The organism is Brevundimonas sp. 2YAF1, from assembly GCF_052114745.1.
GTDB lineage: Bacteria > Pseudomonadota > Alphaproteobacteria > Caulobacterales > Caulobacteraceae > Brevundimonas.
This window is the reverse complement of record NZ_JBFRFI010000008.1, coordinates 31599-42783: the sequence shown is the minus strand read 5'-3', so window position 1 is coordinate 42783 and position 11185 is coordinate 31599. Positions and strand designations below refer to the sequence as shown.

9 protein-coding genes are annotated in these 11185 nt (G+C 66.3%); 7 read left to right on the top strand and 2 right to left on the bottom strand.

The window, feature by feature from the left end; all coding sequences use genetic code 11:
- Positions 1–347: 347 nt before the first annotated feature.
- From AB4Y68_RS11715 to AB4Y68_RS11685, 7 genes are all read left to right on the top strand, one after another.
- Positions 348–2624 (top strand): TonB-dependent receptor, encoded by a 2277-nt coding sequence (locus AB4Y68_RS11715; RefSeq protein ID WP_441455926.1) that lies wholly within the window; start codon positions 348–350, stop codon positions 2622–2624.
- Between the two features lie 2 nt (positions 2625–2626).
- A complete protein-coding gene (locus AB4Y68_RS11710; RefSeq protein ID WP_441455925.1) occupies positions 2627–3949 on the top strand; it encodes a spinster family MFS transporter in 1323 nt (440 codons plus the stop codon).
- Entirely contained in the window at positions 3946–5574 is a 1629-nt protein-coding gene (locus tag AB4Y68_RS11705) for a carboxylesterase/lipase family protein (RefSeq protein WP_441455923.1), read from the top strand. Before AB4Y68_RS11710 ends, AB4Y68_RS11705 begins: the two co-directional genes overlap by 4 nt.
- Complete coding sequence (locus AB4Y68_RS11700; protein ID WP_441455922.1) at positions 5568–7163, top strand: AMP-binding protein; 1596 nt, start codon at positions 5568–5570, stop codon at positions 7161–7163. Before AB4Y68_RS11705 ends, AB4Y68_RS11700 begins: the two co-directional genes overlap by 7 nt.
- 107 nt (positions 7164–7270) lie before the next feature.
- A complete protein-coding gene (locus tag AB4Y68_RS11695; RefSeq protein WP_441456065.1) occupies positions 7271–7900 on the top strand; it encodes a TetR/AcrR family transcriptional regulator in 630 nt (209 codons plus the stop codon).
- 78 nt (positions 7901–7978) lie between these two features.
- A complete protein-coding gene (locus tag AB4Y68_RS11690; protein WP_441455920.1) occupies positions 7979–8866 on the top strand; it encodes an SDR family NAD(P)-dependent oxidoreductase in 888 nt (295 codons plus the stop codon).
- The gene (locus AB4Y68_RS11685) at positions 8866–10038 is read left to right on the top strand and encodes an acetyl-CoA C-acyltransferase (RefSeq protein ID WP_441455918.1); all 1173 of its coding nucleotides are present in this window, start codon (positions 8866–8868) and stop codon (positions 10036–10038) included. Before AB4Y68_RS11690 ends, AB4Y68_RS11685 begins: the two co-directional genes overlap by 1 nt.
- 48 nt (positions 10039–10086) lie before the next feature.
- Here the strand turns inward: AB4Y68_RS11685 and AB4Y68_RS11680 are convergent, their stop codons facing one another.
- Together AB4Y68_RS11680 and AB4Y68_RS11675 are read right to left on the bottom strand one after the other, a co-directional pair.
- On the bottom strand, positions 10087–10359 hold the full coding sequence (locus AB4Y68_RS11680) for a hypothetical protein (RefSeq protein WP_441455916.1): 273 nt from the start codon (positions 10357–10359) through the stop codon (positions 10087–10089).
- 101 nt (positions 10360–10460) lie between these two features.
- Positions 10461–11156, bottom strand: coding sequence for a pirin family protein (locus tag AB4Y68_RS11675; protein WP_441455915.1), 696 nt, complete (start codon positions 11154–11156; stop codon positions 10461–10463).
- Positions 11157–11185: the final 29 nt, after the last annotated feature.

Below are 11185 nucleotides of genomic sequence, written 5' to 3'. Positions count from 1 at the left end.
GGTCTTCCTCCCATTGCCTGCCGAGACTCCGCCTCATACCGTCATAGGCCTGCAGGCGTCCTGACGGCGGCGCTTGAAGGCGGCCCAGCGCTTTGAGCATTTTGCCCAGCGCCGGATGAATCATGCGCCCCATGGCGGACAGCCCGCGCAGCGTTGACCGCAACGGCCCAGGAGCATGTCCGCGCTGCCCTCCCGTGCCGGATTGCGCCGGCGTGCGGCCCTGGGTCGCCGGGAAGTCTGCAAAAAACATTCACACGCGTGAGAGTTAGTATTGACCAATGTTCGCGGACGAGCCAGCTTGGCTGAAGAACGCTGGCGGGAATGATCGGCGTCTGGGGAGAGAGCAAATGAAATCGTACATGATGATGTCCGCCTGCGTGTCGGCCCTGGGTCTGGCGATGTCGGCCATGCCGGCGGCGGTTCTTGCGGAAGAGCAGGCGCGTGCGGCGCCTCAGGATCCGGCCGTGACCGACGTCGGCGAGGTCTTGGTTACGGCGACGCGCCGGGCGACGCGCCTGCAGGACGTGCCGATCAGCGTCACGGCCTTCTCGCAGGAGCAACTGACCGCCAAGGGGATCGTTGGCTACGAAGGGCTGGCGCGCGAGACGCCGGGCGTCGTGCTGAACAAGCCGACCGCCAACTTCAACAACTTCACCGCGCGGGGCGTGGCCACCAACGGCTACAACGCCAACCTGCAGAGCACGGTGGCCATCTACATCGACGAGCTGCCGATCTCGACCATCGGCAACACCACGGTGCTGGATCCGACCCTGTTCGACGTCGAGCGCGTCGAGTTCCTGCGCGGGCCGCAGGGGACGCTGTTTGGTTCGGGATCGCTGGCCGGCGCGCTTCGCATCCTGACCAAGGCGCCGGTGCTGGATGAGTATCAGGCCGCGACCCTGGTCGATTTCGGCATGACCGGCGCGGACTCCTTCCGTCAGCGTTACAACGGCATGATCAACATCCCGCTGATCGAGGACAAGCTGGCGCTGCGCGTCGTCGCCTTCCACCGTGATGAAGAAGGCTACACCGACAACCTCGGCACCGGGATCACCAACTCCAACACCCTGATCAACAGCGGCGTTCGCGGCTCGATGCTGTGGAAGCCCGACGACCGCCTGTCGGTGCGCCTGACGGGATCGTACGAGTATAGCGAGCCCAAGGATTCCGGCCTGATCAACCCCCTGCTGGGGCGCAACAAACGCGTGTCGGATCGGCCGGATCTGTTCGTTGGCGAGATGACCACCGCGAACGCCACGATCGAGTACCAGTTCAACGGCGCCAAGCTGACCAGTTCCTCGACGCTGTCGCAGTTCGACCAGAAATTCTACGTCGACCTAGCCGGCACCTTCGGCGGGGCCATCGCCTTCGCCCTGGACGCGGACGGCTATCAGAAGACCTTCGTCGAAGAGCTGCGGCTGGCGTCGGATGCGGGCGGCAACATCGATTGGGTGGTCGGCGGCTTCTATCTGAAGCGCCGTTTGGACGTGGACTACTTCTATCGGTCGTCGCCCGAGTTCCTGGCCGCGCGCGGCATCACCGGCCTGCCGGACGAATATTACCAGCGCATGGGCGTGAACATCGAGTCGCATGAGTTGGCGGCGTTCGGCGAGCTGACCTACCGCTTCAACGACGACCTGTGGGTCACGGGCGGCATGCGCTATGGCGACATGGCGGCCCAGGGCTTCACCGAGGCGGGCGGCTATAACAGCAACTATCTGATCATGGCGCTGTTTGGCCTGTCGGGCCCAGTCACCATCACCCCCATCGACGCCGCCGAAGGGCTGAAGGCCAAGGGGTCCAAGCCGTCGTTCAAGGTCAGCGCCTCGTGGCGGCCGAGCCCGGCGGTGACGACCTACGCCACGGTTTCGACCGGCTTCCGCACCCCGATCATCAACGGCTACGGCGGCCGACCCAGCCTGGTCGATCCCAACGACCTCATCATCCCGGACGGCGCCACGTCTGACGACCTGACCAACTATGAGTTGGGCGTGAAGGGCCGCTTCCTGGGCGGTCGGCTGTACGCCAACCTGGCCGCCTACTGGATCGACTGGAGCAATATCCAGGTCCAGGCCAACCGCGTGTCCGACTCGGTGCAGTTCGCCACCAATATCGGCGCGGCCGAGAGCAAGGGGCTGGAGTTCGAACTGCGGGCCTTCCCGATGACGGGCCTCAGCCTGGGTCTGAATGGTTCGTTCAACAGCGCCAAGGTGACCAAGCTGACGCCGGAGGAGGCCGCCATTTCCGGCGCTGTTCCCGACGCTCGACTGGCCAGCCCGCGCTTCCAGGGTGCGGCCAGCGCCGACTACACTTTCGACCTGCCCTATGGCGCGGCGGGCAACGCCTCGGTCGTGGTCCAGCACGTGGGCTCGTTCCCGGGCATGTTCCCGAACGTGCCCGGCCGGCCCGGGGTCCAGCAGGCGACCTATGGCTTCACGGAATCCTATTACAACGTGAACGCCAGCTTCGCGGCCTCGCGTGAGAATCTGACGCTGGGCCTCTATGTCGAAAACCTGTTCGACGATCACTCGATCACCTACGTCCACCCTGAGGCCTTTCTGGCCAACCGGTTCGGCACCATGCGCCCGCGTACGTTCGGCGTGCGTCTCGGCTATGAGTTCTGACCATGAGGGACGCGAATGTCTCGCTGATGCACGGGGTCGAACAGACCCCGCGCAAAGGTGCCTGGCTGGTGCTGGGCATTCTGTGCTTCGTCTATGTCCTGAACTTTCTGGATCGGCAGTTGCTGTCGATCCTGGCCAAGCCGATCCAGGATGATCTGGGGGTCACCGACGGCCAACTGGGTCTGATCAGCGGGCTCTATTTCGCGCTCTTCTATTGCATCATCTCGATCCCGGTCGCCTGGCTGGCCGATCGGACCAATCGGGTGAAGGTCCTGTCCATCGCCTGCGGCCTGTGGAGTCTGGCCACGGTCGCCTGCGGCATGGCTTCCACTTATCCGCAGCTGGTGCTGGCGCGGATGACGGTCGGGGTAGGAGAGGCGGGCGGCGTGCCGCCCTCGTACGCCATCATCACCGACTATTTCCCGCCCAGCCTGCGCGGTCGGGCCCTGGGTCTGTTCAATCTCGGGCCGCCCATCGGTCAAGCCCTGGGCGTCGCCTTCGGGGCGGCGATCGCCGCCGCCTATGACTGGCGACTGGCCTTCATCATCCTGGGCGTCGTCGGCGTCATCGCCGCCTTTGTGGTCTTCTTTGTCGTTCGCGAGCCCGAGCGCGGCGGACTGGACGTCCAGCCGGTCAGGGTCGAGGCGACGGCCGCGGCCGACGAAGCCGCCTTGGGCTTCTGGCCGACCTGCAAGATGTTCTGCACCAATCCGACCCTGATGCTGGCGGCCCTGGGCAGCGGCGCCAACCAGTTCATCACCTATGCGACGCTGAACTTCGCCACCCTGTTCCTGATGCGCGAAAAGGGCATGACCCTGGAACAGATCGCCGTCTTCTACGCCATCCTGATCGGCGTCGCGATCTGCGGCGGCATGTATGTCTCGGGCCGGATGCTCGACGTGATGAAGAAGAAGTCCAAGGCGGCCTACGGTCTGCTGCCGGGCGTGGCGCTGATCCTGGCCATTCCCTGCTTCGTCGGCTTCGTCTGGGCACCGACCTGGCCGGTGGCCCTGGCCTTCATGGCTCCGCCCCTGTTCCTCAACTATTTCTACCTGACGCCCTCGGTGGCCCTGATCCAGGAAGAGGTGAAGCCGCGTCAGCGGGTGCTGTCGGGTGCCATCCTGCTGCTGGTCATGAACCTGCTCGGCCTGGGCCTCGGCCCGACCTATCTGGGTCTGGCCAGCGACTTCTTCGCCCGGACCAATCCCGAGCATTCGCTGCAGATGGCCTTCTACACGCTGACGCCCTTCTACGTGCTGGCGTCGGTCCTGTTCCTGATCCTGGCGCGTCGTCTGGGTCGGGAAAGCAAGGGAGTCGCGGCATGAAGACGACCATGATGCGGGGGCTGAGCCTAGCCGCCCTGCTGGCGGGATCAGCCGGGTCTGCGGCCCTTGCCGGGACGGTGGTTCAGGCGCCGGCCGGTCCGGTGCAGGGCGTCGTCCGCGAGGGCGTGGCCGCCTACAAGGGACTGCCCTACGCCCAGGCCCCGGTCGGCGCCCTGCGCTGGCGCGCGCCTGCGGCCCTGCCGGCCTGGGCCGAGACGCGCGACGCCGGCGAATACGGCGCCGCCTGTCCCCAGCCCACGTCGCGACCCGGCAGCATCTACGCCTCGGTCCTGCCCAAGATCGCCGAGGACTGCCTGTTCCTCAACGTCTGGACGCCGGAAAAGGCCGAGAAGGCGCCGGTCATGGTCTGGATCCATGGCGGCAGTCTGGTCACCGGCGCCGGCAGCGAGGGCATGTATGACGGCGCGGCCCTGGCGGCGCGCGGCATTGTGGTGGTGACGATCAACTATCGTCTCGGCGTGCTGGGCTATATGGCCCATCCCGAACTGAGCGCTGAGAACCCCCAGGGTCTGTCGGGCAATTATGGCCTGCTGGACCAGGTTCAGGCTCTCAAGTGGGTACGCGACAATATCGCGGCCTTCGGCGGCGACCCGGAAGACGTCACCATCGCCGGAGAGTCGGCGGGGGCCCTCAGCGTCATGTACCTGATGGCGTCGCCTCAGGCGCGCGGCCTGTTCCACAAGGCCGTGGCCCAGAGCGCCTATATGATCTCGACGCCCGAACTGCGCGGCTCGACCCACGGCGAGGCTTCGGCTGAAGACGGCGGGCGGCGCCTGTCGCAAGGGTTGAAGCGCGACGTCGCCGGTCTTCGGGACATGGACGTCCTGGAGCTGGTCGCGGCTGCCGCGGCCAACGCCTTTGCGCCGTTTGGCGCGGTCGACGGCAAGGTGTTGCCGCGCCAGTTGGTCGAGACGTTTGATCGCGGCGAGCAGGCGCCGGTGCCTGTGCTGGCCGGCTTTAACGACGGCGAGATTCGCTCCTTGCGCTTCCTGGCCCCGCCGCCGCCCGCGACGGCGGCGGACTATGAGGCGGCGATCCGCGCCCGCTATGGCGATCTGGCCGAGGATTTCCTGCGTCAGCATCCGTCCTCGGACATGGGCGAGAGCGTTCAGACGGCTGTACGGGACTCTCTCTATGGCTGGACCGCCGAACGGCTGGCGCGCAAGCAGACCGACCTGGGACAGCCGGCCTATTTCTATCATTTCGACCACGGCTATCGCACGGCGGACGAGATGGGACTGCACGCCTTCCACGCGGCGGAAATCCCCTATGTCTTTGGAGCCTTCGACCGGACGCCGGTCGCCTGGCCGCGTCCGTCCCTGACGATCGGCGAGGCGCGCCTTAGCGAGGCCATGGCCGAATACTGGGTCTCCTTCATTCGCACCGGCCGACCTATGGCCGAGGGGGAGGCCGAGTGGCGTCCCTATGGCCAGGAGCGGAACTACGTGGCGTTCGAGGACGTCCCGCGGTCCGGCCGCCATCTGGCGCCGGGCATGTATGAGTTGAACGAAGACGTCGTGTGCCGCCGCTTCAAGGCCGGCGGAGTTCCCTGGAACTGGAACGTCGGCCTGTGGGCGCCGGAAGGAATGCCGAGTAAATGCTGATGACCGATGGGGACGTTCAGTCCTTTCCCCTGACGCTCGACAAGTTCCTGGATCACGCCGCCAAGTGGCGTCCGAATTCGGAGGTGGTCACGGCCCGGGACGACGGCTCCGTCGTCCGGATCGGCTACGCGGGGCTGAGGGCGCGCAGCGTGAAGATTTCAGGCCTTCTTCGCCAGTACGGCGTCGAGCAGGGGAGGCGTGTCGCCACCCTGGCCTGGAACACGCAAGGCCATGTCGAGGTCTGGTACGCCATCATGGGCATGGGCGCGGTTTGCCACACGCTGAACCCGCGCCTGACGGCCGAACAACTGTCGTCCATGCTGGAGCAGTCGGGCGCGCGGATCCTGTTCGTTAGTCCTGATCTCGCGCCTTTGGCGTCGCGCATCGCATCGCTGACGCCCCGGCTTGAGCGAATCCTGGTGATGGACCTGGACAAGGGCTTCGACGCGCCGGAAAGCGCGGCGGACATTCGTTTGCTGGAGCCGCTTCTGGCCGATGCGCCGAACGATATGGTCTGGGGGCAGTTCCCTGAAACCGCGCCCAGCGGCCTGTGCTTCACCTCGGGCACCACGGGCGCGCCCAAGGGCGTGACCTACACCCACCGTTCCAGCTTCCTGCACACCTTGCGGCTGCTGCAGGCCGACGGCATGGCCGTCACGGGACGCGACAGCGTGCTGGCGGTCGTGCCGATGTTTCACGCCAACGCCTGGGGGCTGCCGTTTGCGACGTCCGCCGTGGGCGCGAAACTGGTTCTGCCGGGGCGGCGTCTCGACGGCGCCAGTCTTGCGCGCCTTGTAGCGTCGGAACAGGTGACGGTCGGTGTCGGGGTGCCGACCGTCTGGCTGGCGCTGCTGGAGCATGTCGAGGAGACGGGCCTTGAGCTTCCGTCCCTCGAACGGATCATCATGGGCGGCGCCCCTCTGGCTCCGGCCCTGATGGAACGGATCGAGAAGCGCCTGGGCGTCCTCATCCAGACCAGCTGGGGCATGACCGAGTTGTCGCCGTCCGGCACGGTGGCGCCGCCGCACGATCAGCGCCGCTCGGCCCATTTGTCGGGGCGTCCTGGGATCGGGATTGACCTGCTGCTGACGGACGAGGCGGGACAGGCCTTGTCGGAACAACGCGGGGCCGAAGGGCATCTGAAGGTGCGCGGAGCGACCGTAGTCCGCCGGTATTTCGGTCAGGATCAGGACGCTGTAGACGTCGACGGCTGGTTCTCGACCGGCGATCTGGCGCGCATCGATGCGGACGGCAATCTGACCATCACGGGCCGGGCCAAGGATCTGATCAAGTCTGGCGGAGAATGGATCAATCCGGCCGAGATCGAGGCCGTCGTCGGCGCCCTTCCGGGCGTGGCGCTGGCTGCGGTCATCGGGCGGTCTGATCCCAAGTGGGGCGAGCGGCCGATCCTGCTGGTCGAGGTTTCCTCAGAAGCGCCGGCCGATGACGAATCCCTGCTGGAGCCCTTGAAGGGCAGGGTGGCTTCGTGGTGGATTCCCGACGCCGTCTATCGGCTGGAACGAATGCCTCTGGCCGCGACCGGCAAGATTGATAAGCTGAAGTTAAGAGCCGATTACGGCGCGCGTTGACCCAGTATCCTTTTCCTCGCCCTGAACAGGTCACCGAACGAGTTCCCTTGCCCCAGTCTGCCAAACCGACCCGACGCAAGCCGACCAAGGCTGAACAGCGCGCCGAAATGACCGAACAGATCCTCGACGCCGCCGAGGAGCTGTTCTCCAAACACGGCCTCTATGGGGTGACGCTGAAGGACGTGGCGGGCAAGGTCGGGGTGCATCATACGCTGGTGAACTACTACTTCGAGGACAAGCGTCACCTGTTCGACGCCGTCTTCGCTCGTCGCGCCCATGTCACCAGCGAGCGGCGGATGGCGGCGCTGGACGCCTATGAGGGGGCGTCAGACGGCAAGCCGACGGTGGAAGGGGCGCTGCGCGCCTTCCTCGACACCGACCTGGACCTCTATATCGAGGGCGGGGAGGGCTGGAAAAACTACGCCGCCCTGGGCGCCCAGGTGGCCAATACGCCCGAATGGGGCGCCGATCTGATGGATCAGCATTTCGACCCCGTGGTTCTCAGATTGATCAACTTGCTGAAGCTGGCCCTGCCAGGCTGCAGTGAAGAGGATATCTTCTGGGGCTACCACTTCGTCACAGGGGCCCTGATGCTGACGCTGGCGCGGACGGGGCGGATCGACAAGCTCTCGGGCGGGCGGTGCCGGTCTGACGACTTCGTCGCCGTCAAGGAACGCATGGCCGCTTTCATGGCCGCCGGCTTCCGCGAGGTCTGCGCCCGTCGTGGATCGACCTGAAAGCGGCGCGCTAGCCGCCCCCACCATTCGTTTAAAATACTCACTCTCTTGTTAGTTAATGTAATGCGGAGACAAACCATGTTGCAGGGCCGTGTAGCGATCGTCACCGGCGCCGGGGGCGGCCTTGGCCGCCGCCATGCCCTCTATCTCGCCTCGCAAGGCGCGCGGGTCGTGGTCAACGACTTGACCGAGGACGCCGCTCGCGCCGTCGCGGACGATATCATCGCAGGCGGCGGAGAAGCCATCGCCGCCGCCGGGTCGGTGACGGATGTGGACGCGGTTCAGCGCATGGTTGATGCGGCCATGGCCCAGTGGGGCAGGATCGACATCCTGGTGAACAACGCCGGCATCCTCCGCGACAAGAGCTTCGCCAAGATGACGATGGACGACTTCCGCCTGGTGGTGGACGTGCACCTGATGGGGGCCGCCATCTGCTCCAAGGCGGTGTGGGAGATCATGCGCCAGCAGAACCATGGCCGGATCGTCATGACCACCTCGTCGTCGGGTCTCTATGGCAACTTCGGCCAGGCCAACTATGGCGCGGCCAAGCTGGCCCTGGTCGGTCTGATGCAGACCCTGGCCATCGAAGGCGAGAAGTACGGCATCCGCGTCAACGCCCTGGCTCCGACCGCCGCCACACAGATGACCGACGGCGTGCTGTCGAACAAAAGCCTGACGGCGCTCGATCCGGGTCTGGTCAGCCCCGGTCTGCTGGCTCTGGTGCATGACGACGCCCCGACCCGCGCCATCCTGTGCGCCGGGGGCGGCCATTTCGCCCGCGCCAACGTCACCCTGACCCAGGGCGTTCGCATCGGCGGCGGCGCGGACGCGGGCCAGGCCCTGATCGCGGCCTGGGATCATGCGTCCGACCGCACCGGCGAGGCCGTGCCGGCCTACGGCTTCCAGCAGGCGGAACAGGAACTGGCCTCGGCTGGCGTGACCGGTCCCGTGATGGCGAGGGCCTGATGCGCCACGCCGTCATCGTCTCGACCGCCCGCACGCCGATCGGCCGCGCCTATCGCGGGGCCTTTAACGACACCTCGTCGCCGACCCTGGCCGCCCACGTCCTGACGGCGGCGGTCCAGCGCGCGGGCGTTGATCCCGCCGAGATCGAGGACTGTCTGCTGGGCTGTTCCCTGCCGCAGGGCGTGCAGCAGTCCGTCGGCCGCATGGCGGCCCTGGCCGCCGGCTTCCCGGTATCGGTCGCGGGCATGACCCTGGACCGCCAATGCTCATCCGGCCTGATGACCATCGCTACGGCGGCCAAGCAGATCATCGTCGATCACATGCAGATCGCGGTTGCGGGCGGGGTGGAGTCCATCTCCATGGTCCAGACCGAGCAACTGCGCGTCGCGTCCGATCCGCTGGTCCTTCAGCATCAGCCCGACGCCTATATGTCCATGCTGGACACGGCCGAGACGGTGGCTCGCCGCTATGGCGTTTCGCGCGAAGCCTGCGACGCCTACGCCCTGCAATCGCAGCAGAGAACCGCAGCCGCCCAGGCTGCAGGCCGTTTTACCGACGAGATCGTCCCCCTGGCCTCGCGCATGAAGATCATCGACAGGCAGAGCGGCGAAGTCAGTTATCGCGAGATACTGCTGCAACAGGATGAGGGCGCGCGCGCAGAAACCACGGCCGAAGGCCTGGCCTCGCTGCGGACCGTCTTCCCCGAGGGCACAGTGACGGCTGGAAACGCCAGCCAGCTATCGGACGGCGCCTCCGCCTGCCTGCTGATGGAGGCGGGCGAGGCCGAGCGCCGGGGGCTTCAACCCCTGGGCCGCTACATCGGCATGGCGGTGGCCGGCGTCCGCCCGGATGAGATGGGCATTGGTCCTGTCGTCGCCGTGCCGCGCCTGCTCGAGCGGTTCAATCTGAAGATGGACGACATCGGCCTGTGGGAGCTGAACGAGGCCTTCGCGGTTCAGGTTCTTCATTGCCGCGACCAACTGGGCATCCCGGACGAGCGCCTGAACGTCAACGGCGGCGCCATCTCGATCGGCCACCCCTACGGCATGTCCGGCGCCCGCATGGTCAGCCACGCCCTAATCGAGGCGCGGCGTCGCGGCGAACGCTATGTCGTCGTCACCATGTGCGTAGGCGGCGGCATGGGGGCAGCAGGACTGTTCGAGGTGTTGTAGCGGCGTGCTGGGAAAATGAACTGAGGGACCCTTCGACGCCTTTCGGCCTCAGCAGTTCTTGCCTTGCCGCTGTTTTTGTTCACAGCGCCGCTGTTCGCGTTGCCAGTCACGCTGTTCGCGCTCGCGTCTGGCCCTGGTCTCTTCGTCGGAGGTGGTGACGGCGTCGACGCCCGCGCCGAGCACGGCGCCGGTGGCCTTGACCGTGCCGCCGACCACGGCCGCGCCGGTTCCGACCACCGCCCCGACCAGGCAGCCTTGCAGCATCAGCGAACCGCCGACGAGGGCCAGAAGGGCGGTCGCCCGCGCGAAGGGTTTGATCATGAAAATCTCCCGAGGCGCCTATTCTGCGCGACGGAAGTGAACAGAGGCTGACGCGACAGCGAGGCGATCCTCCCCCGCTGCGCAGGGGAGGATTATGAAGCCTACAGGCTGTCGACCATGACCAGTTCGGCGTCTTCGCTGGCCGTGATGGTGATCGTCGGCTCGTCGACGATGCCGGCGCCGTCGCGGGCCTTCAGCGTCGCGCCGTTGACGTCCACCTGACCCACGGCGGGGACCAGATAGGCGCGACGGCCGGCGGCCAGGTCATAGGTCAGGCTCTCGCCCGCCTTCAGCGTGGCGGCCAGGATTTTGGCGTCGGCGTTGATCGTCAGGGCTTCGTCGGCGGGATCGCCCGAGGCCACGACGGTGAAGCGGCCCGAGCGGTCGCTCTTGGGGAACTCGCGCTGGCCCCAGGACGGCGGGGCGCCCGGCTTGTCCGTCTCGATCCAGATCTGAAACAGGGTGGTCAGCTCGTTTTCGAGGTTGAACTCCGAGTGACGGACGCCCGTGCCCGCGCTCATCACCTGAACGTCGCCCGCGACGGTGCGGCCCTTGTTGCCCATCGAGTCCTCGTGGGTGATGGCGCCGGTGCGGACATAGGTGATGATCTCCATGTCGGCGTGCGGGTGAGGCGGGAAGCCCGACTTGGCGCCGATCTCGTCGTCGTTCCAGACGCGCAGACGGCCCCAGCCCATGCGCTTGGGATCATAGTAGTTGGCGAACGAGAAGTGGTGGCGGGCGTTCAACCAGCCGTGGTTCGCGCCGCCCAGGGTTTCAAAACGTCGAACGTCGATCATGGTGTGGTCTCCCTTCCAAGGAATGCTTG